The organism is Cellulomonas sp. Marseille-Q8402 (assembly GCF_965119525.1).
Genome location: NZ_CBCPLX010000002.1, coordinates 693503 through 716258 on the forward strand (window position 1 = coordinate 693503; position 22756 = coordinate 716258).

A 22756-nucleotide genomic window follows, 5' to 3' on the forward strand; every position below is an offset into this window, starting at 1 on the left:
GTGGCCATGCCCACCACGACGTCCGAGCGCTGGATCGGGGACGGCGAGAACGTCCAGGCCCAGCTCGAGGCGCTCGGGTACGACGTGGCCCTGGAGTACGCCGAGAACGACGTGCCGACGCAGGTGGCGCAGCTCGAGGCGATGGTCGCGGACGGCGCGGACGCGCTGGTCATCGGCTCCATCGACGGCGTGGCCCTCAAGGACGTGCTCGCCGACGCCGCCGCCGCCGACATCCCGGTGATCGCGTACGACCGGCTGATCAACGGGTCGCCGGACGTCGACTACTACGCCACCTTCGACAACGCGCGGGTGGGTGTGCAGCAGGCGACGCAGCTGCTGCAGGGCCTCGGCGTCGTGGACGCGGCGGGCGACCCGACCGGAGACGTCGGCCCCTACAACGTGGAGCTGTTCGCCGGGTCGCCCGACGACAACAACGCCACCGTCTTCTACGCCGGCGCGATGCAGGTGCTGCAGCCGTACCTCGACGCCGGCGTGCTCGTCGTGCCGTCGGGGGAGACGGACTTCACCACCATCGCCACCGAGGCGTGGGACCCGAAGAACGCCGCGGCGCGGATGGCCACCCTCCTGCCGCTGTACGGCGACAAGCGCCTCGACGGCGTGCTGTCCCCCTACGACGGCCTGTCGATCGCGATCCTCGAGGCCGCCAAGGGCGCCGGCTACGGCTCCGGCGCGCAGCCGCTGCCCGTCGTCACCGGCCAGGACGCCGAGCTCGCGTCCGCCAAGTCGATCGGTGCCGGCGAGCAGTACGGCACGGTCTACAAGGACACCCGCCAGCTGGCCGAGGTCGCCGTCTCGATGGTGCGCGCGCTGCTCGACGGCGCGGAGCCGGAGACCAACGACCTCACCTCGTACGACAACGGCGTGAAGGTCGTCCCGTCGTACCTGCTGGCGCCGATGGTCGTCGACGCGCAGAACTACCGCCAGGTCCTCGTGGGCGGCGGCTACTACACCGCGGAGGAGCTGGGCTGATGGCCACCACGTCGAAGCGGCGCGCGTCCTGGTTCTGGGACCGCCCCGTCGCCCTGAAGATCGCCGTCTCCCTGCTCGTCCTGGGTGGCACGTTCGCCCTGGTGGGCGGCGTCGGCGCCGTCGCGCTGTACCGCGCCGGGCAGAACCTCGAGGAGATGTCCGGCCTGACCGGCGACCTGCAGTCGGCGATGTCGGAGCTGCGCACCGCGCAGACCCGCAGCCACCTGCTGGTGCACCGCGCGGCCGAGGCGTCCGACGCCACCGTGCGGACCCAGCTGCTGACCTCGTCGGACTGGAACGACCGCGACGTCGCCGCGCAGATCGACCGGATCGCCGCCTACCCGCAGTCCGACACCCGGCAGTGGGCCGACTTCGTGACCCGCTGGGACGCGTGGGTCGCCTACCGCGACGCCACCCTGCTGCCGCTCGTCTCCGCGGGCGACGTCGACGGCCTGGCCGTCGCGCTCGGCGCGGACGCCGCCGCGGACCCCGACTGGGCCGGCCGGGCGCTCGCGCTCGCGCAGGGCCAGGTCGACGCCCAGGTGGACCAGATCCTCGCGGACAGCCGCGCCGAGGTGGACCGCACGATCCTCACGCTGCTGATCGCGTTCGTGGTCGGCGCCGCCCTGTCCGGGCTGCTCGCCGTCCTCGTCATCCGCCGGATCACCCAGGCGGTGCGCAGCGTGCAGGGCTCGCTCGAGGCGATGGCCGAGGGCGACCTCACCGTGCCGGCCGAGGTGCCGTGGCACGACGAGACGGGCCGGATGGCCGACGCGCTGGCGCAGGCCCAGACGTCGCTGCGCAGCACGCTCGCCGGCGTGGTGACCGCGGCGGGCTCGGTCGAGACCACCGCCGCCAGCCTCACCGCGTCGAACGGCGACGTGGTGGCCGGCTCGCAGGAGACCTCCGCCCAGGCCGGGGTCGTCGCGGCGGCCGCGGAGCAGGTGTCCCGCAACGTGCAGGCGGTCGCCGCCGGCGCCGAGCAGATGGGCGCCTCCATCCGGGAGATCGCGCAGAACGCCTCGCAGGCCGCCAAGGTCGCCAGCCAGGCCACCGACGTCGCCGCCAACACCAACGACCAGGTCGCCCGCCTCGGCGTCTCGTCGCAGGAGATCGGCAACGTCGTCAAGGTCATCACGACCATCGCCGAGCAGACCAACCTGCTGGCGCTGAACGCGACGATCGAGGCGGCCCGCGCGGGGGAGGCCGGCAAGGGCTTCGCCGTCGTCGCCGGGGAGGTCAAGGAGCTCGCGCAGGAGACCGCGCGCGCCACCGAGGACATCGCCCGCCGGGTCGAGGCCATCCAGTCCGACACCACCGCCGCGGTCGTCGCCATCGGCGAGATCGCGCACATCATCGCGAGCATCAACGACTACCAGCTGACCATCGCCAGCGCGGTCGAGGAGCAGACGGCGACCACCAACGAGATGTCCCGCTCGGTCGCCGAGGCGGCCACGGGATCGGGTGAGATCGCGCAGAACATCACGGGCGTGGCGGACGCGGCAGCGCGCTCCGCGAGCGTCCTGGACGGGGTGTCGCACCAGGTCGAGGACCTCGCGACGCTGTCCAGCGACCTGCACGAGCGGGTCGCGCGTTTCACCTACTGACGACGGCCCCTCACGGGGCCCGGCCACTCAGGAACCGGCCGCACCGACCGATCAGAACCACGAACCCGGCCGGTGCGGCCGGTGCTGCACGTAAGGGGAATTCACGTGACCAGGATCCGCGTGCTGGTGGTCGACGACTCCGTCGTCATCCGCCGGCTGGTGACGGACTCGCTCTCGCGCGACCCCGACATCGAGGTGGTGGGCTTCGCCTCCAACGGGCGGATCGCGCTGGCGAAGGTCGACCAGCTGGCCCCCGACCTCGTGACGATGGACATCGAGATGCCGGAGATGAACGGCATCGAGGCGGTGCGGGCGCTGCGCCGCAACCGGCACACCATGCCGATCATCATGTTCTCGACGCTCACCGAGCGCGGGGCGTCGGCCACGCTGGACGCCCTCGTCGCCGGCGCGACGGACTACGTGACCAAGCCGGCCAACGTCGGCAGCGTCCAGGAGTCGCTGGACCGCGTCGCGAGCGAGATCATCCCGAAGATCAAGGCGCTGGTGCCGCGGCGCGCGGGCTCCTCCGGGCCCGCCGCGGCCGCGGCCCCCGCCGCCCCCGCGCGGACGGCCGGCCAGCCCGGCGGGCTCCCCGGACCCGCGGCGTCCCGCCCGGTCGGCACGCCGCTGCACGGCCACGGCCGCAGCCCCGTCGTCACCCGCCCGGCCCCCGCGCCGCACCCGGTCAGCGCCGTCATCATCGGCTCGTCGACCGGCGGCCCCGAGGCGCTGTCCAAGGTGCTCGGCGCGCTGTCCGCGCCGCCGCCGGTGCCCGTGCTCGTCGTGCAGCACATGCCGCCGGTGTTCACCCGGCAGCTCGCCGCGCGGCTCGACCGGCTCGGCCCCGCCACCGTCGTCGAGGCGAGCGAGGGCGAGGTGCTCAAGCCGGGCACCGTGTACATCGCCGCCGGGGACCACCACCTCGAGGTCAGCCGGTCCGCGGGCCAGCTCCGCACCCACCTGACCGACGCGCCGCCGGTCAACTTCTGCCGCCCGGCAGTCGACGTGCTGTTCCGCTCGGCCGTCCGCGAGCTCGGGGGGCAGCTGCTCGCCCTGGTGCTCACCGGCATGGGCGCCGACGGCCGCACCGGCTGCGAGGACGTCGTCGCCGCCGGCGGCACCGTGCTCGTGCAGGACGAGCCGACCTCCGTCGTGTGGGGGATGCCGGGTGCCGTCGCTGCCGCCGGGCTCGCCCACCGCGTGCTCCCTCTCGGGGAAGTAGCCCCCACCCTCGAGTCCGTGCTGGCCCGTGCCGGACGTCCCGCAGCCCCGATCGGAGGTCGGCCGTGAGCCTGACCCAGGACACCTTCGCGTTCGTCGCCGACGTCGTCCGGCGCCGCAGCGCGATCCAGCTGGAGGCCGGCAAGGAGTACCTCGTCGAGAGCCGCCTCCTGCCCCTCGCCCGCGACGCCGGCCACCCCGGTGTCGACGCCTACGTCCGCGCGGTGCGCGCCGCGAACCGCGAGCAGGACCTGGCGCAGATCGTCGACGCGCTCACCACCAACGAGACGTCGTGGTTCCGGGACAACACCCCGTTCAGCGCGCTGCGGACGCACATCGTCCCCGCCCTGCGCGCCGAGCGACCGGTCCTGGACACGCTCCGGGTCTGGTCGGCCGCCTGCTCCACCGGGCAGGAGCCGTACTCGCTCGCGATGACGCTCGCCGACGTCCTCGGCGTCGGCGCGCGGTTCGACATCACCGCCACGGACCTGTCCGACCGGGTGCTCGCCCAGGCCCGCTCCGGGCGGTACTCGCAGCTCGAGATCAACCGCGGCCTGCCCGCGCCCCTGATGGTGCGCTACTTCCAGCGCAACGGGCACGACTGGCAGATCGCGGACGAGCTGCGCCGCACGATCACGTTCCAGAAGCACAACCTGCTGGACGCCCCGCCCGCCGGGCCGTTCGACATCGTGTTCCTGCGCAACGTGCTCATCTACTTCGACCTCGAGACGAAGCGTTCGATCCTGTCCCGGGTGCACCGCGTGCTCCGGCCGGGCGGGTTCCTCGTGCTCGGGGCCGCGGAGACGACCATCGGCGTCGACGGCGACTGGGAGCGCGTGCCCGTCGAGCGGGGGTCGGTCTACCGGCCCGCGCACGCCGGCGCCGTGCCCAGCCAGCGGACGGCGCCGGTGGCGTCCACGACGACCGCCCCCGCTGCCCTCGCAGCCCCCGTCTTCGGCCGGCCCGCCACGGCCCGGCCCACCACCACCCTTCCCACCACGGCGCGCACGCGCCCCGCCGGCCCGGCGTTCGAGCAAGGAGTTTCGCGATGAGAGCACTGGTCATCGACGACTCGCGGACGATGCGGCGCATCGTCGCGGGTGCGCTGGAGAACCTGGGGTTCAGCACGCTCCAGGCCGGCGACGGTCAGCAGGCGCTGGACCTGCTCGAGCAGGGCGAGGAGGTCGACCTCGCCTGCATCGACTGGAACATGCCCGTCATGGACGGCCTGACCTTCGTGACGAAGGTCCGCGCCAACCCGGCCTGGCGCAACATCACGCTGATGATGGTCACCACCGAGAGCGAGCACGGCCAGATCGTGCGCGCGCTCGCGGCCGGCGCCCACGAGTACCTGATCAAGCCGTTCACCACTGACGCCATCCGCGACAAGCTCGACCTGCTCGGGCTCGTCCCTGCCGAGGAGACCGTATGACCGCCGCCGCCGTCGAGCAGGACCAGGTGTACGCCATCGCCGAGGAGGTGTTCGCCGCGATGATCGACGGCGAGCCCGGCTACCTGCGCCCCTGGGAGGGCGAGGTGCCGGCTCCCGCCGAGCCGCTGGTCGCCTGGGTGGACGTGCACGGCGAGCTCGCCGGCCGCGCCGCCGTCAGCACCGACGTCCCGACCGCGCACGAGCTCACCCGGGCCCTGCTCGGGATGGGTGCCGACGAGCCCGTCGGCCCCGAGGACCTCACCGACGCGTTCGGCGAGGTCGCCAACGTGGTCGGCGGCAACGTCAAGGCGCTCCTGCCGTCGCAGGGCACGCTGACGCTGCCGCAGGTCGCCACCGAGCTCCCGGAGGTCACCGGGACCTCGCTCACGCACGAGCTGCGCCTGGACTGGCGCGGCCGCGCGATCGTCGTCGTGGTCTGGCTGTTCCAGTGAGCCACGCCGGCAGCACCCCCGTTCCCCCCGCGACCACCGTCGCGGGACCCGCCACCGAAGGGAAGTGACGAGCATGATCCGCGTGCTCATCGCCGACGACAGCCGGGTGATGCGGCAGATCGTGATCCGCACGCTGCGCCAGGCCGGCTACGACTGGGACGTCCGCGAGGCGGCCGACGGCGCCGAGGCGCTGGAGGCGATCCGTGCCGACGAGCCCGACGTCGTCCTGTCCGACTGGAACATGCCGAACATGACGGGCATCGAGCTGCTCCGCGCCCTGCGCGCCGAGGGGCTCGGCACCCCGTTCGGGTTCGTGACCTCCGAGGGCTCCGAGGAGATGCGCACCCAGGCCGACGAGGCCGGCGCGCTGTTCCTCATCGCGAAGCCGTTCACGGCGGACACGTTCCGCGAGGCCATCGAGCCGGTGCTCGCATGAGCGAGGCGACGCCCCTGCCCTCCGCCAAGGAGGTCCGCGAGCACTGGGAGGGCCTCATCGGCCGCGACGTCGAGGTGGCCACGGGCGGCCCGATGGTCGACCCCGTGCTCAACGGCGGCGCGCTGGTCGGCGTCTACGTCGACAAGCTGATGAAGCTGTCGGCGCTGGTGCTGTTCGACCTGCCGCTGGCCGCCCACCTGGGTGCGTCCATCGCGCTGGTGCCCGCCGCGACGGCGAAGCTCGCCGCCGAGGAGGAGCAGCTGCCGCCGGCGCTCGCCGAGAACGCGGGGGAGATCCTCAACGTCACCGCCGCGCTGTTCAACGTCGGCGACGCCCCGCACCTCAAGCTCGACCAGTGGTACGCCCCGCGCGAGCCGCTGCCCGCCGACGTCGCGCAGTGGGTCCTGGCCTACGTGCGGCGGCTCGACCTGGAGGTCGAGGTGTCCGGCTACGGCAAGGGCACCGCGTCGGTCCTGGTCATCTGAGGCGTCCCGCGCGGCGGCGGCCCGGCACCCCTCGGGGAGCCGGGCCGCCGCGTGTTTCCGGGGTGTGAACCTTTCCCGGACGGCGACGACCGGGTACCCACCCGTCTGCCACACTTCCCCCCATGTCCACCACCTCCACGGGGGCGTCCGCGCCGGCGCCCACGGCACCGAAGAACGCCGTCGACCGGTTCTTCAAGATCTCCGAGCGCGGCTCGACCGTCGGCACCGAGATCCGTGGCGGCCTCGTCACCTTCTTCACGATGAGCTACATCATCGTGCTGAACCCGCTGATCATCGGCACCGTGCAGGACGGCACCGGCAGCTTCCTCGGGGGCGGCAGCGAGCCGAACATCCCGATGATCGCCGCCACCACCGCGCTGGTCGCCGGCGTGATGTCGATCCTCATGGGCGTCGTCGCCAACTTCCCGCTGGCGCTCGCCGCGGGCCTCGGTCTGAACGCGGTCGTCACCTACTCCATCGCGACGCTGCCCGACATGACCTGGGCCGACGCCATGGGCATCGTGGTGCTCGAGGGCCTGATCATCCTGGTGCTCGTGCTCACCGGGTTCCGCGAGGCCGTGTTCCGGGCGGTGCCGGTCGAGCTCAAGACGGCCATCAGCGTGGGCATCGGCCTGTTCATCGCGTTCATCGGCCTGTTCGACGCCGGGTTCGTGCGGATCCCGTTCAGCCAGGCGACGCCGGTCGAGCTCGGCATCGGCGGCTCCCTCGGCTCCTGGCCGCTGCTGATCTTCGTGATCGGCCTGTTCCTCGCGATCGTCCTCATGGCCCGCAAGGTGCACGGCGCGATCCTCATCGCGATCATCACCTCGACCGTGCTGGCCGTGGCCGCCGAGGCGATCTTCCACATCGGCGCCCGCAGCGCGGACAACGCCGACGGCTGGTCGCTCGCCGTGCCCGCGGTGCCCGACTCGATCGTCGCCGCGCCCGACTTCTCGCTGCTCGGCCAGTTCTCGCTGTTCGGCTCGATCGAGAAGATCGGCGTCGTCGCCGTCGTGCTGCTGGTGTTCTCGGTGATGATCGCCGACTTCTTCGACACGATGGGCACGATGGTCGCCGTCGGCGGCGAGGCGGGGCTGCTCGACAAGGCCGGCAACCCGCCGCGCACCAAGCAGATCCTCATCGTCGACTCGCTGGCCGCAGCCGCGGGTGGTGCGGGCTCCGTGTCGTCCAACACCTCGTACGTCGAGTCCGCCGCCGGCGTCGGCGACGGCGCGCGCACCGGTCTCGCGTCGGTCACCACCGGCATCGCGTTCCTGCTCGCGACCTTCCTCGCGCCGCTGGTCGGCATGGTGCCGTTCGAGGCCGCCACGCCCGCGCTGGTCGTCGTCGGCTTCCTCATGGTCATGCAGGTGTCGGGCATCGACTGGAAGAACTTCGAGGTCGCCGTGCCGGCGTTCCTCACGATCGTGCTCATGCCGTTCTCGTACTCGATCACGGTCGGCATCGGCGCGGGCGTCATCTCGTTCATCGTCATCAAGCTGGCGCTGGGCAAGGTCCGCCAGGTGCACCCGCTGATGTGGGTGGCCGGCGCGCTGTTCGTCGTGTACTTCCTGATCGCGCCGATCAAGGACCTGCTCGGCGTCTGATCCTGCTGCGTGCGACGGGCCCCGGTCGACCTTCGGTAGGTTCGACCGGGGTCGTCGTCGTTCGCAGGAGGAGCACACATGCAGGTCTCGGTCATCGGGTGCGGCTACCTGGGCGCGGTGCACGCCGCGAGCATGGCCAAGCTCGGCCACACCGTCGTCGGCATCGACGTCGACCGGGCGAAGATCGCGCTGCTCGCCTCCGGCACCGCCCCGTTCTACGAGCCCGGCCTCCCCGAGCTGCTCGCCGAGACCCAGGCGACCGGCCGCCTCGCCTTCAGCGCCGACATGGCGGACGCCGCCGGCTCGGCCGTGCACTTCCTGTGCGTCGGCACCCCGCAGCAGCACGGCGAGTTCCGCGCCGACCTGTCCTACGTGGAGAGCGCGTTCGAGGCGCTGCTGCCGCACGTCCGCCCGGGTGACCTCGTCGTCGGCAAGTCCACCGTGCCCGTCGGCACCGCCGAGGCGCTGGCGTCGCGGCTGGCGCCCACCGGCGCGACGCTGGTGTGGAACCCCGAGTTCCTGCGCGAGGGGTACGCCGTCGAGGACACGCTGCACCCCGACCGCCTGGTCTACGGCCTGCCCACCGACGAGGACGGCGAGCCCACCGCCGAGGGCGCCGCCGCCCGCGCGGTCCTCGACGAGGTGTACGCCGCCCCGCTCGCCGACCGCACCCCGCTGGTGGTCACCGACTACGCCACCGCGCAGCTGGTCAAGGTCGCGGCGAACTCGTTCCTCGCCACCAAGATCTCGTTCATCAACGCGATGGCCGAGCTGTGCGAGGCGACCGGTGCCGACGTCGCCCGGCTGGCCGACGCCATCGGGTACGACGACCGGATCGGCCGGCGGTTCCTCAACGCCGGCCTCGGGTTCGGCGGCGGCTGCCTGCCCAAGGACATCCGCGCGTTCATGGCCCGCGCGGGGGAGCTCGGCGTCGACCAGGCGCTGTCCTTCCTGCGCGAGGTGGACGCCATCAACATGCGCCGCCGCGTCCGCATGGTCGACCTGGCCCGCGAGGTCTGCGACGGCTCCATCGTCGGCCGGCGCATCGCCGTGCTCGGCGCCGCCTTCAAGCCCGACTCCGACGACATCCGCGACTCGCCCGCGCTGTCCGTGGCCGCGCAGATGCAGCTGCAGGGCGCGCACGTGGTGGTCACCGACCCGCAGGCCGTGCCGAACGCCCGCGCCGCCTGGCCCGGGCTGGCGTTCGCCGCCACCGCGGAGGAGGCCGTCGCCGGTGCCGACGTCGTGCTGCTCGCCACCGAGTGGCCCGAGTACCGCGCCCTCGACCCGGAGGCCGTCGGCGCGCTCGTCGCCACCCGCCGCATCCTCGACGGCCGCAACGTCCTCGACCCCCGCGCCTGGCGCGCCGCCGGCTGGACCTACCGAGCCCTCGGCCGCCCGTAACCCGCCGCGCCCCGGGCACCCGCCTCGCCCCGCGCCCCCGCCCCGCCCCGCGCACCCGCACCACCCCGCGCCCCCGCCCCGCGCACCCGCACCACCCCGCGCCCCCGCCCCCGCTCTTCCTCGCATCCCGCGCGCAGGATCCGCCGAGACTGCGCCATCCGCGGGGTTCCGGACCACTCGACCCCGCGCCTACCGCAGGCTCGGCGCCGGTCGCTACTGCGCGAGGGCGCGGCGGACCCAGGCAACCGCCCGGTCGGGGCGGCGGAGGACGTCGTCCGCGGTGAGGTGACCACCCGCCAGCCGAGGGCCTCCAGGCCCTGACGGCGCGCGATGTCCCGCCGCCAGACCGCGCGGTCGGTGCGGTGCACGTCGCCGTCGTACTCCACGGCCACGCGGTGCTCGGGGTAGGTCAGGTCCGGCATCGCGACCAGTCGGCCGCCCGGCGTCCGCACCACAGCGTTCACTGCCGGCTGGGGGAGGCCCGGCTGCACGAGCAGCCACCGCAGCCGCGTCTCCATCGGGGAGTCGGTGCGGGGACGGACGTGCTCGAGCGCCGCGCGCAGCCGCCGGACACCGCGCGTCCCGGCCGGGAGCCCGTCGACCGTCGCCCGCATCGCCGCCACGGACGAGGGCGGGCGGCGGCGTCGGGTGAGGGCGTCACCGAGCACCACGAGCCTCCCGCTCGGTCAAGGTCGTGGCGAGCCTGCGCCCACACCAGCCTCCGGAGCCAGGACCCGGAGACCCCGGATCACGCGCGACGGGACAGCCGCCGTCGACCTCGAGTGCCGACGAGTCCCGCCCGGCGGAGCCACGCCGTGCCGGGTCCCGTCTGCACGTGCAGCGCATCGGACGGGTCCAGCCCGAGCGGCAGGTCCACCCCCAGCAGGAGCAGCGCGGTCACGTGGCAGAACACCGCACCCGGCGGCAGGACCGGCAGGACCTCGCGGCATCGTGCCGGTACGTCGTCGGGCCCGGGTGCGGGAGCGCTGGTGCGCACTCCGTGTGCCGGAGCCCGGAGCGACGACCGCCGCAGCCCGGGCGGGGGTCAGCCCCGCGGCGCGGCCCTCCGCGACGGTGAACGGGAGGCGCTCGAGGTGCGCAGGCAGCGGGCCGCGAAGGTGGGGCATCCCGCCACGGTCGAGCACGCGCCCCCGTGTCGGACGACCCGGGGCCGCGACCCTGGGGACGCAGCACACCTACCGCCCCTGTGGACATCCCCACGCCCGCCACCCCCGCGCCTCGCCGCGCCGCCCCGGGCCTCGCCCGGCCGCCCCCGCGCCTCGCCCGGCCGCCCCCCGCGCCTCGCCCGGCCGCCCCCGCGCCTCGCCCTGCTCCGCCCGGGCCCCACCGCGGCCCGCTCCACCCTTGCGTGGTTCCGCCGCGCCCATGGGCTCGCGTGTCACCGAGAGTGCGCGCGTTGTGGGGTTCACCGCGGCGGAACCACGCAACCGGAGCAGTCTCGGCGCTGCCGGGCGCGAGGAGCGGCGCGGGGAGCTCGCGGGCGCGGGAGGTGGTTAGCGGAGGTAATGAGTTAAGGTAAGGATCGTGACGGACCTAGCCCTGGCCGTGGAGCCGACGCTCGCCTCCGAGCTGCGCGTGGCGCTCGCGAAGTCGACGCGGCGGATCCGGTCCCGGCGCGGTGCCGCGGACCTGCCCGACCCGCAGTTCAACGTGCTGGCGATCCTGCTGCGCGAGGGGCCGCTGAGCCCGGGGGCGCTCGCGGACGCCGAGCACGTGCAGCCGCCCTCCATGACCCGCACCGTGAACGCCCTGGTGGCGCTCGGCTTCGTGCAGAAGTCGGAGCACCCCACCGACGGGCGGCAGGTCGTCGTGAGCCTGACCGCCGCGGGGGAGGCCGAGGTCCGCGAGACCCGCCGCCGCCGCGACGCGTGGCTCGCCGGCCAGCTCGCCCTGCTCACCACCGACGAACGCCAGACTCTCGCGCAGGCCGCCGTGCTGCTGCGCCGGATCGCGGCAGGATGAGGCCGCCCGCATGAACTCGACCTTCGCGTCGCTCCGCATCTTCAACTACCGGCTCTGGTTCGCCGGCGCGCTCGTGGCCAACGTCGGCACGTGGATGCAGCGCGTCGCCCAGGACTGGCTGGTGCTCACCGTGCTGTCCGACGACTCCGGGCTGGCGGTCGGCATCACGACCGCGCTGCAGTTCGCGCCGACGCTGCTGCTGTCGGCGTGGGCGGGGGTGATCGCCGACCGGGTCAACCGCCGCAAGCTGCTGATGCTCACGCAGGGCGGGATGGGCGTGCTGGCGTTCGGGCTCGGCGCGCTGGTGCTGTCCGGGCACGCGGAGCTGTGGCACGTGTACGTGTTCGCGCTCGGGCTGGGCGCGGTGGCGGCGCTGGACCAGCCGGTGCGGCAGACGTTCGTGGCGGAGCTGGTGCCGGCGGGCCGGCTGTCCAACGCGGTGGGCCTGAACAGCACCTCGTTCAACGCGGCGCGGCTGATCGGGCCGGGGCTCGCGGGGCTGCTCATCGCGGCGGTCGGCACGGGCTGGGTGTTCGTGATCAACGGCGTCTCGTTCGCGGCGACGATCCTGGCGCTGACGCTGATGCGGACGGCCGAGCTGCACCCGATGCCGGTGGCCCCGCGGTCGAAGGGCCAGATCCGCGAGGGCATCCGGTACGTCCGGGGGCGCAGCGACATCCTCGTGATCATGGCGGTGATCTGCGTGGTGTCGACCTTCGGGCTGAACTTCCAGATGACCAGCGCGCTGATGGCCCGGGCGGAGTTCGGGAAGGGCGCGGGGGAGTACGGGATCCTCGGCTCCGTGCTGGCGGTCGGCTCCCTGGCGGGCGCGCTGCTGGCGGCGCGCCGGGAGCGGCCTCGGGTGCGGCTGGTGATCGGCGCGGCGTTCGCGTTCGGGGTGGCGACGGGCGTGCAGGCGCTGATGCCGACGTACGCGTCGTACGCGATCGCGTGCATCCCGGTCGGGCTGGCGTCGCTGACGATGATGACGGCCGCGAACACCACGATCCAGATGTCGACGGACCCGGCCGTGCGCGGCCGCGTGATGTCGCTCTACATGATCGTGATGCTGGGGGCGACGCCGGTGGGCTCGCCGATCGTCGGCTGGATCGGGGAGACGTTCGGCCCGCGCTGGTCCATCGGGATCGGGTCGATCACGGCGCTGCTGGTCTCGGTGCTCGCCGCACTCTGGGCGCGGAAGCACTGGCACGTGCAGGTGCGCTACCGGGTGCGCAGCCGCCCGCACCTCGAGGTCCTGCACCCGGAGGTGCCGGCCCCGCGCCGGGCCGCCGACCAGGTGGCGGCACGCGAGGCGGCGGACGCGGCGCTCTAGGCCCGCCGGCGCTCGCGGATCCCACCCGGCGCACCCCCTATCGCCCGATTTGTCCGTATGTGACCATCGGGCATGGCAGTCCGACGACGGGTGCTCCTCGTGGCGACGGCGGTGCTGCTCGCGGGTGGGCTCCTGGCGGGCGGCTGGCTGACGTCCCGCGTCGTCCAGGCGGCGGGCGCCCTGCGGGACCTGCAGGCCGCGGCCGACGGGGCCCGCCCGGAGGCGGACGCGCTCGACGTCGGGGCCCTGCGTGCCCGGCTGCCCGCCCTGCAGGACGCGGCGTCCCGCGCGGCCGACGCCGTCGACGACCCGGTCTGGCGCGCGGCGCAGCACCTGCCGTTCGTCGGCGACGACCTGGCCGCCGTGGCCGCCGTGTCCACCGCCGCGGACGACCTCACGGCCGACGCCGCCCCCCACCTGCTCGACGCCCTCGGCGCGGTGGTGGACGCCGGGGACGCGGAGCCGGCCGCGGCGAGGGCGGTTCCCGCCGGGTGGGTCGACCTGGCTCCCGTGGTCCGGGCGGCGCCCGCGCTGGCCCGCGCGGCGGGCGTGCTCGAGACCCTGCGCGCGGACCTGGCCGGGCTCGACCCCGCGTCGCTCGTGGGCCCGGTGGCCCGCCCGGTGGCCGAGCTGGACGCCGCGCTGGACGGGTCGGCCGCCGCGCTCGACGCCGCGCAGGAGCTCGCCGACGCCCTGCCCGGCCTGCTCGGCGCGGACGGCCCGCGGACGTACCTGCTGCTGTCGCTCAACCCGGCGGAGCTCCGCGCGCCCGGGGGCATCGTCGGCGCGGTCGCGGTGCTGCAGGTGAGCGACGGCGCCGTGGGGCTGGCGGGGCAGCGCAGCACCGCCGACCTCCCCGAGCTGCCCGCGTCGGTCGTCCCGCTGACCGAGGCCGAGCTGGCGCTGTACGGCGACCGGCTCGGCCGCTGGGTGCAGGACAGCGTCCTGACTCCCGACTTCCCGCGGGCCGCCGAGGTCGCCGCCGCGTTCTGGCAGCAGTCGACGGGGCAGCCCGTGGACGGGGTGCTCGCCACCGACCCCGTGGTGGTGGCCGACCTGCTGGCCGCCACCGGGCGGACGGTGCAGGCCGACGGCGCCGAGCTGGGCGGGGACACGCTGCTGCGGGCCCTGCTGCGCGACGCCTACCTCGCGTACGGCGACCCCCGGATGGGCGACGCCTTCTACGCCCAGGTCGCGGCGGCGGCGTTCGAGGTGCTCCGGGACGCGGCGGTGGACCCGGTGGCCGCACGGGCCGCGGCGACGACCGGGATGGCGGCCGTGTCGGACCGCCGGGTGGCGCTCTGGTCGGCCCGCCCGGACGAGCAGGCGCGGCTCGCGGCCACGCCCCTCGGCGGCGCGTTCCTCACCGGTGACGCCACGACGCCGACGGGACGCGTCGGCGAGGCCGTCGGCGTGTTCCTCGACGACGCGACGGCGGGCAAGCTCGGCTACGACCTCACCGCGGCCGTCGCGGTGACGATGGCGGGCTGCGGCACGGCCGACCCGCGGGCCCGCGTGGACGTGGTGCTCGACTACCACCCGCCCGCCGACGTCGGGACCTACCCGGCGCAGGTGCTCGGCGACGGCCGGTCCGGGGTGCCCGCGGGGTGGCTCGCGACCAACGTGTCGCTCTACTCGGCGCGCGACGGGCGGCTGGGCGAGGTGCGCCGCGACGACGCCGTGGTCGGCGGCCAGACCGCGGCCGTGGCGCGGCGGGACGTGGCGGTGCTGACGTCGCGCCTGGCGCCCGGCGTGCGGGAGACGTACACGGTGACGGTGCCGGCGCCGCGCGGCGTGCTGAGCGTGTGGACGACGCCGACCCTCACCGGGCCCGGGGTCGTCACCGGGGAGTGCCCGGCCGGGGACTGATCCGCCCCGCGGCGGCGGGCGGACGGCGCGCACGTGCCCGACACGCCGCCCGGCGCACCCGCCCCGGGTCGGGGCCTCCCCGGCGCCGGGGACGCCCGCCGAGCTCCCCTCGCTGTCGCCCCGCAGGTCACGGTCCCGGGCGCCCTGCCGCGCGGTCCCGAGCGGCCGATCACCGCGCGATCACGCGGAAGTTTCACCCGATCTCCCCCGCGACGGCGGCTCGCCACGCGTGCCTACCATGTACGAAATGTCCGATTTGTACGAATCGGATCACGAACCCGGCAAAGGCGCCGGGCCGGGTGGAGGTGGCGACATGGGACGCACGCGACGGACTCTCATCGGGATCCTGACGGCGGCTCTCGTCGTCGCCGGAGGTGCGGCCCCGGCACTCGCGGCGCCGCCCGCCCCGGCCGTCGTCGACCCCGGAGACGGGTGCGACACCCCACCCGGCGACGGCTACGCCCCGCCGGCCCGCTGCGAGCTGCTGATCGCCCGGGCCGAGGCGATCTGCCTGGCGGCGGCACCCGTGCTCGACTACGCGGTCGAGGCCGTCGGCACCACGGACAGCACGGTGACGATCACCTGGGTCAACCCGGACGGCGAGGACCTGGTCGACGAGGGCCTGCCGCTGAGCGGGCGGGTGTTCTGGCCCGGGACCGTCGTCCAGGACGGCGTGGTCGTGGACTGGCCGGGGTGGACGCCGACACCGGACGGGTCCTGGACCGAGCACGACGCGTACGACTTCACGCGGCCCGAGGTGCAGGTCATCTTCTCGGTGAACCCCGAGGCCAGCACCGTCATCACCTACCCGCCGGAGACGGCCGTCTGCGCCAACCCGCCGACGCGCGCGGAGCAGGTGGCGGGCGTGACCGTGACCTCCGACGTGCTGGCCGCCCCGGAGGTCACGCAGTCCCAGGTGCTGGCGGTCACGGGCGCGAACTCCTGGCCGCTGCTCGCCGGGGCGGGCGCCCTGCTCCTGCTGGGTGCCGGCCTGGTGACGACGTCGGTACGCCGGCGCCGCGTGACGCGGTGAGCGGGCTTCAGCCCAGGCGGTCGACCACGTAGTCGACGCAGGCGGTGAGCGCCAGCACGTCGTCCGGCTCGACCGACGGGAACATCGCCACGCGCAGCTGGTTGCGGCCGAGCTTGCGGTACGGGTCGACGTCGACGACGCCGTGCGCGCGCAGCACCGCGGCGACGGTGGCCGCCTCGATCTCCGGCGCCAGGTCGATGGTGCCGACGACGGGGGACCGCTGCGCGGGGTCGGCGACGAACGGCGTGGTGTAGTCCCGGGCGTCGGCCCAGCCGTACAGGTGGCCGGCCGACGTGGCGGTCCGCGCCGCGCACCAGTCGAGGCCGCCGTTGGCGAGCATCCAGTCGACCTGCTCGGCCAGCAGCACGAGCGTGGCGATCGCCGGGGTGTTCAGCGTCTGGTCCGCGCGGGAGTTCTGCACGGCGGTCGTCAGCGACAGGAACTCCGGCACCCACCGCCCGGACTCGACCCGCGCGGCGCGCTCGACGGCGGCGGGGGACAGCAGCGCCAGCCACAGCCCGCCGTCGGACGCGAACGACTTCTGCGGGGCGAAGTAGTAGGCGTCGGTCTGCGCGACGTCCACGGCCAGCCCGCCGGCGCCCGAGGTCGCGTCGACCAGCACGAGCGCCCCCTGGTCGGCCGAGCCGGGGACGCGCCGCACGGGCGCGATCGCCCCGGTGGAGGTCTCGTTGTGCGGCCAGGCGTACGCGTCCACCCCGTCGACGGCGGTCGGCACGGCGGAGGTCCCCGGCGCCGCCTCGGTGAGCACCGGGTCGCCCAGGAACGGGGCCCGCGCGGCGGCGGCGGCGAACTTCCCGCCGAACTCCCCGAACACGGCGTGGGCCGACCGCTGCTCCACCAGGCAGAGCGTCGCGAGGTCCCAGAACGCGGTCGAGCCGCCGTTGCCGAGCACGACCTCGTAGCCGTCGGGCAGGTCGAACAGCTCGGCGAGCCCCGCGCGGACGCGACGGACCAGCGAGCGGACGGGGGCCTGCCGGTGCGACGTGCCGAGCAGGGACCGGCCGGCGGCGGCCAGCGCCCGGACCTGCGCGTCGCGGACCTTCCCGGGCCCGGACCCGAACCGGCCGTCGGCGGGCAGGAGGTGCGCGGGGATCTGCACGGGGGGCGGCGTGGTCGCGGTCACGCGCCGCACCCTACCCACCCGCCTCCGGCCGCGGCCGCGACCAACTAGCCTGTGGACGGACGTCCGCGCACACAGGAGGGCACCGGCGTGAGTGACCTGATCGACACGACCGAGATGTATCTGAAGACGATCTACGAGCTCACCGAGGAGGGGATCACCCCGCTGCGCGCCCGCATCGCGGAGCGCCTGGGCCACAGCGGCCCCACGGTGTCGCAGACCGTCGCCCGGATGGAGCGCGACGGGCTCCTGGTCGTGTCCGGCGACCGCCACCTCGAGCTCACCGAGGCCGGCCGCAGCAAGGCGATGCGCGTGATGCGCAAGCACCGCCTCGCCGAGCGGCTGCTGGTCGACGTGATCGGCCTCGACTGGGAGTACGTGCACGAGGAGGCGTGCCGCTGGGAGCACGTCATGAGCGAGCGCGTCGAGCGACGCCTGGCGGCTCTGCTCGACCACCCGCACTTCGACCCCTACGGCAACCCGATCCCCGGGCTGGACGAGATCGGCGAGGAGCGCACCCCCGTGGGCTTCCTCGACGGGGTCGAGTCGATCGTGGCCGCGGTGACGACGGCCGGCGGGTCGACCACCGGCGTGGTCGCCCGGATCGGCGAGCCGCTGCAGGTCGACGTCGACCTGCTCGCCCGGCTGGCGGAGGCCGGCGTGCGGCCCGGCAGCGAGGTGTCGGTGCAGAAGTCCGACGGCGTCGTCAGCGTCGGCCTGGTCGGCGCCGAGACCGTCCTGGACCTCCCGCAGGAGATCGCCCGGCACGTGTTCCTCACGGTCCCGAGGGCCGTGGCCCCCGCCGCCTCCTGACGCCGGCGGGCGCCCGCTCCCGTCACCCGTTCGCCCCCGGGCCCCGCGCTGTGGTGCATGCCACGCGCGGGGCTCGCGCGTGGGCCCGACCCGCCGGTGACCTGCAGGGCTCCACGGCCGCGATGTGAGCGTTCTCGTGGCCGGGCCGGAACCGGGCGAACTGGTCGTGACCGGAACGTGACAATCGGCTGGACGGTCGGGTACGTTCAGTCCTGCTCAGACGGAACCCTCCTCACGTCAGAGCCCTTGGACGGTACGCCGAGCCCTGCCGCCGCCCGAGGTCCGAACGACTTCGCCGGCAGGGGCGGGGGAACCACATGCGGGCACCGTGCAGACGGTGTCCTTGGGGTGAAGCCACGCGATGCGGTCCGGATCCGTCCGGGCGCGGAGCGAGGCCGGGTAACTCCACCCGAACCCGACAGCTCACCTCGTAGGCGCCAGGAGAGGCTGTACGTGACCGCTAGTGCTGTGCGCGCTCGACACCGTTCCGCGCGTCGCCCCGTCACCCCTTTGACCGACTTCGCGACCGCTGCCACGGGCTCCCTCGCCCAGGCCGGTCGTCGTGCAGGCGTCGTCGCCGCGTCCACGGGCCTCATGGTCTCCGTGGTCGCCGCCGCCCCGGCCACCGCCGCCACCACCTCCGGTGACCAGGCTGCGCTGCCCTCGGTGGACACCGCCGCGCTGACCGCGTCCGCGAAGACCGTCCTCGAGACCGCCCCGGTCGTGACCGCCCCGGCAGACGCCGCGTGGACCTTCGAGGCCCCCGCCGCGACCGCCGTGGTCCCCGAGCCGGAGCCCGAGCCGGAGCCCGAGCCCGTCGTCTCCCGCAGCGCCCAGCGCGCCGCGACGGCCGCGACCGCGACCGTGGAGGCCACCGCCGCCGCCGTCCCGCAGTCGGTGGCCGGCAACGCCGTGCTCGAGGTCGCCGCCCGCTACGTCGGCACCCCGTACGTCTCCGGCGGCACGACGCCCGCCGGGTTCGACTGCTCGGGCTTCGTGTCCTACGTCTACGCGCAGCTCGGCATCTCCCTGCCGCGCACGTCGTCCGCCATCAAGGCCGCCGGCACCGTGATCTCCGCTGCCGAGGCGCAGCCCGGCGACCTGATCTGGAGCCCCGGCCACATCTCGATCTACGCCGGTGGCAACCAGCAGATCGACTCGCCCCGCCCGGGCAAGACGGTGCAGTTCCGCAGCATCTGGCAGAGCTCGCCGGTCTTCCTCCGCGTCGGCTGAGACCCGCCTCGCAGCACTCCTGACCACGACCCCCACGGCCTCCGGGCCGTGGGGGTCGTGGCGTTCCGGCCCGTGATCCCGCACAAAGGGAGGGCCGTTCCCGCCGAGGTGCGCGTACCCTGCAACTGCTTGCCTGCACCAGCGGACCCGGACAGCCAGTCCGGGTCCTCGATGGATCCAGGAGTGACGCCGTGCTGCTGACCGCCCCTCCGCTCAGGACGCTGCTCCTGAACGCCAGCCTCGAGCCCCTCTGCGTCGTCACGATGCCCCGGGCCGTGACCCTCGTGATGACCGGCAAGGCGACCGTCCTCGAGTCCGACGGCCGCCTACTGCACTCCGAGCACACCGCGGTGCCCCTGCCCGTGGTGCTCTCGCTCACCCGCTACGTCCACGTCCCGATGCGCCGGCCCCTGCCGCCGACCCGCCGGACGGTGCTGCAGCGCGACGACCACCGGTGCGCCTACTGCGGGTCGCACGCCGACACCGTGGACCACGTCCATCCGCGCTCGCGCGGTGGCCGGCACGAGTGGGGCAACGTCGTCGCGGCGTGCCGCCGGTGCAACCACCGCAAGGCCGACCACCTGCTGGGGGAGATCGGCTGGGAGCTGCGGTACACGCCGTCGCCACCTCGGGGGGCGACGGCGTTCCTGCGCGGCACGGCGGCCGACGAGCCGGCGTGGTCCGCCTACCTCGCCGCCTGACCCCAAGAGACCGTCAAGGGCCTGCCACGTCACCCTCCACGGCGGGTGCGGAGGAGGCATGATCGGGGGCACACTGAGGTGTGCACCGAAGGAGGTCACGGCTATGAGGCGAGACGCGGAGATCCTGGTCGGCGTCGACGGGTCGGCGGCGAGCATGCACGCGCTGGACTGGGCCGCCGCGGAGGCGCGCACCCGGCGCCGGCCGCTGCACGTCGTCTGCTCCTACACGCTGCCGTCGTTCACGGCGGCCTCCCTGGACGGCGGGTACGCCGCCCTCGACGACACCGCCATCCAGCAGGGTGCGCGCGCCGTGCTGGCCGAGGCCCGCCAGCGCGCGGCCGCTCCCGACCTGGAGATCGTCACGACCGTCGCCACCGGGGACGCCGCGGCGGTGCTGGTCGAGATGTCCCGCGACGCCTCGCTCGCCGTGGTCGGCACGCGCGGCAAGGGCGGGTTCGCGGACCGGCTGCTCGGCACCGTGTCGTCGACCCTGCCGGCGCACGCCTACTGCCCGACCGTCGTCGTCCCGCTGCGCGACCAGCGTCGCGGGGGCGTCGTGCCCGCCGACGAGTCGTCGCCCGTGGTGCGGCCCGTGCGGCGGATGATCGTCGGGGTCGACGGGTCCCCCCAGGCGGACCTCGCGCTCCGGTACGCCGTCCAGGAGGCGATCGCGTGGGGCGCCGAGCTCACCGCCGTCGCCGGGGTCCCCGTCGGCAGCGGCTCCGGGGTGATGGCGTGGCTGCCGGCGACCATCGACCAGACGCAGGTGCTGGCCGACGTCACCGAGGGGCTGAACGTCGTGGTCGACCGGGCGCTCGCCGAGCACCCCGGGTTCACCGTGAAGCGGCACGTCCTGGACGGCACGGGCGCGGAGCTGCTCACCGAGTTCTCGACGGCGACCGACCTCATCGTCCTCGGGTCGCGCGGGCGTGGCGGGTTCACGGGGCTGCTGCTCGGGTCCACCAGCCAGGCGGTCCTGCACCACGCCGCGTGCCCCGTGATGGTCGTGACCAACCGGTGCCAGGAGCGCCTGGCGACCACCGGCGGCGCCGCCCGGGGCGAGCAGGCCGCGGGCTGACGCGGGGTCAGGCCGGGGGCGGCGGGACGTCGGGGCGCCGCACCAGGGCCGACAGCACGATGGTGGACCGGGTGCGGGCCACGAACGGCTCCGCGGCCAGGCGCTCGACGACCTGCTCCAGGTGCCGCATGTCGCGGGCGCGCACCTGCACGACCACGTCGACGTCGCCCGTGACGGTGCTCGCGGTGACGACCTCCGGGTAGCGGTCCACGGCGGCCCGCATGGTGGCCGGGCTCGTGGAGCCGTGGCAGAACAGCTCGATGAACGCCTCGGTCTCCCAGCCGAGCGCCGCCGGGTCGAGCAGCACCGTGAAGCCGCGGACGACGCCGCGCTCCCGCAGCCGGTCGACGCGGCGCTTCACCGCGGGCGCGGACAGCGCGACCACGCCGCCGATGTCGGCGTAGGACGCGCGGGCGTCCACGGCGAGCTCGCGGAGGATCGCCTCGTCGATGGGGTCGAGGGCACCGGGGTACGTCGGGGGCACGGGCCCATCCTCGCGCACGCCAGGCGAACGGCACGTGCCGGACGGGTGCCGCCGACCGGGCGACGGCCGCGCCGGTGACCTGCGGCTTCGCGAGCGGCCCGGATGAACGTCCTCCCGAGCCTTCACCCCGCCCCCGCGGACGCCGATGGGTGCAGGGACAGGGAGAAGGAGCGAGGGGGAACGACCATGCCGGCCACCGGCACCGAGGAGCGCGACAGCACGTCGGGCAGCACGACCGCGCGCGGAGGCACCGTGCCGCCGCCGCCGGCAGCGCACGGGACGGTCCCCGGCGCGCTCCCCACGCAGCGCACCCGCCGCGCGACCACGACGCTCCCGTCGCCGCGGCGCACCCTCGTGGACACCGCCGCCCCGGTGGCGGCGCCCGCACCCGCCCTCCTCCCGGCCGTGGCGCCGGCCCCGGGGTCCCCGGGCACCTCGGCCCCGGCGCCGACCCGGCCCGAGCCGTCCCGCCGGCCCGCGCACCGCGGTCGCCGTCGCGGCATCGCCGTCACCGCGCTGTGCGTGGCCCTGGTCGGCGTCGTCGCCACGGGCGTGGTCGTCCAGCTCCGCGCCGACGCGCGCGCCGCCGCCCGGGCGCACGCCGAGGCCCGCGTGGCGGTCGAGGTCGCCGCGCGGCAGGCCGACGAGGCCTTCTTCGCCGAGGTGCGCGCCGCGGTGGTCGCCGACCGGTACGCGACGCTGCGCGCGTCCGCCGTCGAGCGCGCGTCCGCCGTCGTCACCGGTGCCCGCACCGCGGCCGACGCCGCCCCGCACGCCGGGGACCAGAACCTCGCGACGCTCCGGTCCGCGGCCGACGCCGTCGCCACCGCTGCGGCCGCGGTCGGGAGCGGCACCAGCGTCGCGGAGCTGCGCGCGGTGACCGCCTCGGTCGCCGCGCCGCAGCGGGTCGCCGTGGACGCCGAGGCCGCGTGGCAGGCCGCGGAGGCCGCCCGGGTCGCCGCCGAGCGCGCGGCCGCCGAGCAGGCCGCCGCGGAGGCCGCCCGCCGTGCCGCGGCCGCCCCGCGGGCCGCCGCGCCCCGGGCCACCGGCAGCCGCAGCGCCGCCGCCCCGGCGGCTGCCGGCGGTGCCGCCGCGCCCGCCGCCCCCGCGGCGTCGGCGTGGGCGCCGGGCGTCTCCTCCTACGGCGTCGGCGGGCTCGGCGCGGCCCTGAACGCCGCGCGGGCGGCCAACGGGCTGCCGGCGCTGAGCGTCACCGGCTCGGCGTCGCTGGCCGACCACGCCGCGGCGATGGCCGCCGCCGGCAGCATCTGGCACTCCGGCAGCGACCACATCGTCGGCTGGGTGCAGCCGGCCGGCGACGCGCAGATGATCCAGGCGTACATGAACTCGCCCGGCCACCGGGCGTGGATCCTCAAGGAGGGCAGGTCGACGGTGTCGATCGGCGCGGTGACGATCAACGGGCGGCTCTACACCGCGATGCGGTTCAGCTGACC

Annotated in this window: 22 protein-coding genes and 1 riboswitch; of the genes, 19 read left to right on the forward strand and 3 right to left on the reverse strand. The window is 75.0% G+C overall.

Annotated features, from left to right (window positions below; genetic code table 11):
* Positions 1 to 6 precede the first annotated feature (6 nt).
* The 10 genes from chvE to ACWPWW_RS14280 all read left to right on the forward strand — a co-directional run bounded on the left by chvE (position 7) and on the right by ACWPWW_RS14280 (position 9634).
* Positions 7 to 990, forward strand: coding sequence for a multiple monosaccharide ABC transporter substrate-binding protein (gene chvE / locus ACWPWW_RS14235; protein ID WP_454051008.1), 984 nt, complete (start codon positions 7 to 9; stop codon positions 988 to 990).
* A complete protein-coding gene (locus ACWPWW_RS14240) occupies positions 990 to 2597 on the forward strand; it encodes a methyl-accepting chemotaxis protein (protein WP_454051009.1) in 1608 nt (535 codons plus the stop codon). The genes chvE and ACWPWW_RS14240 overlap by 1 nt, the downstream gene beginning before the upstream one ends.
* Before the next feature lie 105 nt (positions 2598 to 2702).
* Positions 2703 to 3887: a protein-glutamate methylesterase/protein-glutamine glutaminase gene (locus ACWPWW_RS14245; protein WP_454051010.1), complete on the forward strand. Its 1185-nt coding sequence runs from the start codon at positions 2703 to 2705 to the stop codon at positions 3885 to 3887.
* A complete protein-coding gene (locus tag ACWPWW_RS14250; protein WP_454051011.1) occupies positions 3884 to 4870 on the forward strand; it encodes a CheR family methyltransferase in 987 nt (328 codons plus the stop codon). Before ACWPWW_RS14245 ends, ACWPWW_RS14250 begins: the two co-directional genes overlap by 4 nt.
* Positions 4867 to 5250, forward strand: coding sequence for a response regulator (locus ACWPWW_RS14255; protein ID WP_454051012.1), 384 nt, complete (start codon positions 4867 to 4869; stop codon positions 5248 to 5250). Before ACWPWW_RS14250 ends, ACWPWW_RS14255 begins: the two co-directional genes overlap by 4 nt.
* The gene (locus ACWPWW_RS14260) at positions 5247 to 5702 is read left to right on the forward strand and encodes a chemotaxis protein CheX (RefSeq protein WP_454051013.1); all 456 of its coding nucleotides are present in this window, start codon (positions 5247 to 5249) and stop codon (positions 5700 to 5702) included. Before ACWPWW_RS14255 ends, ACWPWW_RS14260 begins: the two co-directional genes overlap by 4 nt.
* Before the next feature lie 73 nt (positions 5703 to 5775).
* The gene (locus tag ACWPWW_RS14265; RefSeq protein ID WP_454051830.1) at positions 5776 to 6138 is read left to right on the forward strand and encodes a response regulator; all 363 of its coding nucleotides are present in this window, start codon (positions 5776 to 5778) and stop codon (positions 6136 to 6138) included.
* Positions 6135 to 6623, forward strand: a complete 489-nt coding sequence (locus ACWPWW_RS14270; RefSeq protein WP_454051014.1) for a hypothetical protein — start codon at positions 6135 to 6137, stop codon at positions 6621 to 6623. Before ACWPWW_RS14265 ends, ACWPWW_RS14270 begins: the two co-directional genes overlap by 4 nt.
* 122 nt (positions 6624 to 6745) lie before the next feature.
* A complete protein-coding gene (locus ACWPWW_RS14275; protein WP_454051015.1) occupies positions 6746 to 8230 on the forward strand; it encodes an NCS2 family permease in 1485 nt (494 codons plus the stop codon).
* Between the two features lie 78 nt (positions 8231 to 8308).
* Positions 8309 to 9634 (forward strand): UDP-glucose dehydrogenase family protein, encoded by a 1326-nt coding sequence (locus ACWPWW_RS14280; protein ID WP_454051016.1) that lies wholly within the window; start codon positions 8309 to 8311, stop codon positions 9632 to 9634.
* Positions 9635 to 10382: 748 nt separating this feature from the next.
* On the opposite strand, the gene ACWPWW_RS14285 is transcribed toward ACWPWW_RS14280, so the two are convergent.
* Positions 10383 to 10535 carry a hypothetical protein gene (locus ACWPWW_RS14285; protein WP_454051017.1) on the reverse strand — a complete coding sequence of 51 codons (153 nt, stop codon included), beginning with the start codon at positions 10533 to 10535 and terminating at the stop codon, positions 10383 to 10385.
* 644 nt (positions 10536 to 11179) lie between these two features.
* Here ACWPWW_RS14285 and ACWPWW_RS14290 point away from each other — a divergent pair.
* From ACWPWW_RS14290 to ACWPWW_RS14305, 4 genes are all read left to right on the forward strand, one after another.
* On the forward strand, positions 11180 to 11617 hold the full coding sequence (locus ACWPWW_RS14290) for a MarR family winged helix-turn-helix transcriptional regulator (protein ID WP_454051018.1): 438 nt from the start codon (positions 11180 to 11182) through the stop codon (positions 11615 to 11617).
* A 10-nt stretch (positions 11618 to 11627) separates the two neighbouring features.
* Positions 11628 to 12950, forward strand: a complete 1323-nt coding sequence (locus ACWPWW_RS14295; RefSeq protein ID WP_454051019.1) for an MFS transporter — start codon at positions 11628 to 11630, stop codon at positions 12948 to 12950.
* Between the two features lie 72 nt (positions 12951 to 13022).
* Complete coding sequence (locus tag ACWPWW_RS14300; RefSeq protein WP_454051020.1) at positions 13023 to 14819, forward strand: DUF4012 domain-containing protein; 1797 nt, start codon at positions 13023 to 13025, stop codon at positions 14817 to 14819.
* A gap of 313 nt (positions 14820 to 15132) precedes the next feature.
* Entirely contained in the window at positions 15133 to 15852 is a 720-nt protein-coding gene (locus ACWPWW_RS14305) for a peptidase (RefSeq protein ID WP_454051021.1), read from the forward strand.
* Between the two features lie 7 nt (positions 15853 to 15859).
* Here ACWPWW_RS14305 and serC read toward each other — a convergent pair whose 3' ends face one another.
* Positions 15860 to 16996: a phosphoserine transaminase gene (serC, locus tag ACWPWW_RS14310; RefSeq protein WP_454051022.1), complete on the reverse strand. Its 1137-nt coding sequence runs from the start codon at positions 16994 to 16996 to the stop codon at positions 15860 to 15862.
* An 87-nt stretch (positions 16997 to 17083) separates the two neighbouring features.
* On the opposite strand from serC, the gene ACWPWW_RS14315 reads away from it, so the two are divergent.
* The 4 genes from ACWPWW_RS14315 to ACWPWW_RS14330 all read left to right on the forward strand — a co-directional run bounded on the left by ACWPWW_RS14315 (position 17084) and on the right by ACWPWW_RS14330 (position 20818).
* Positions 17084 to 17806 (forward strand): metal-dependent transcriptional regulator, encoded by a 723-nt coding sequence (locus ACWPWW_RS14315; protein WP_454051023.1) that lies wholly within the window; start codon positions 17084 to 17086, stop codon positions 17804 to 17806.
* 283 nt (positions 17807 to 18089) lie between these two features.
* Positions 18090 to 18257, forward strand: a riboswitch (cyclic di-AMP (ydaO/yuaA leader).
* A gap of 2 nt (positions 18258 to 18259) precedes the next feature.
* Positions 18260 to 19039: a C40 family peptidase gene (locus ACWPWW_RS14320; RefSeq protein ID WP_454051024.1), complete on the forward strand. Its 780-nt coding sequence runs from the start codon at positions 18260 to 18262 to the stop codon at positions 19037 to 19039.
* 263 nt (positions 19040 to 19302) lie between these two features.
* Positions 19303 to 19740 carry an HNH endonuclease gene (locus ACWPWW_RS14325; RefSeq protein WP_454051831.1) on the forward strand — a complete coding sequence of 146 codons (438 nt, stop codon included), beginning with the start codon at positions 19303 to 19305 and terminating at the stop codon, positions 19738 to 19740.
* Between the two features lie 103 nt (positions 19741 to 19843).
* A complete protein-coding gene (locus ACWPWW_RS14330) occupies positions 19844 to 20818 on the forward strand; it encodes a universal stress protein (protein WP_454051025.1) in 975 nt (324 codons plus the stop codon).
* Positions 20819 to 20825: 7 nt separating this feature from the next.
* On the opposite strand, the gene ACWPWW_RS14335 is transcribed toward ACWPWW_RS14330, so the two are convergent.
* Positions 20826 to 21302: an Lrp/AsnC family transcriptional regulator gene (locus tag ACWPWW_RS14335; RefSeq protein WP_454051026.1), complete on the reverse strand. Its 477-nt coding sequence runs from the start codon at positions 21300 to 21302 to the stop codon at positions 20826 to 20828.
* 186 nt (positions 21303 to 21488) lie between these two features.
* On the opposite strand from ACWPWW_RS14335, the gene ACWPWW_RS14340 reads away from it, so the two are divergent.
* Positions 21489 to 22754, forward strand: coding sequence for a hypothetical protein (locus tag ACWPWW_RS14340; protein ID WP_454051027.1), 1266 nt, complete (start codon positions 21489 to 21491; stop codon positions 22752 to 22754).
* Positions 22755 to 22756 lie beyond the last annotated feature (2 nt).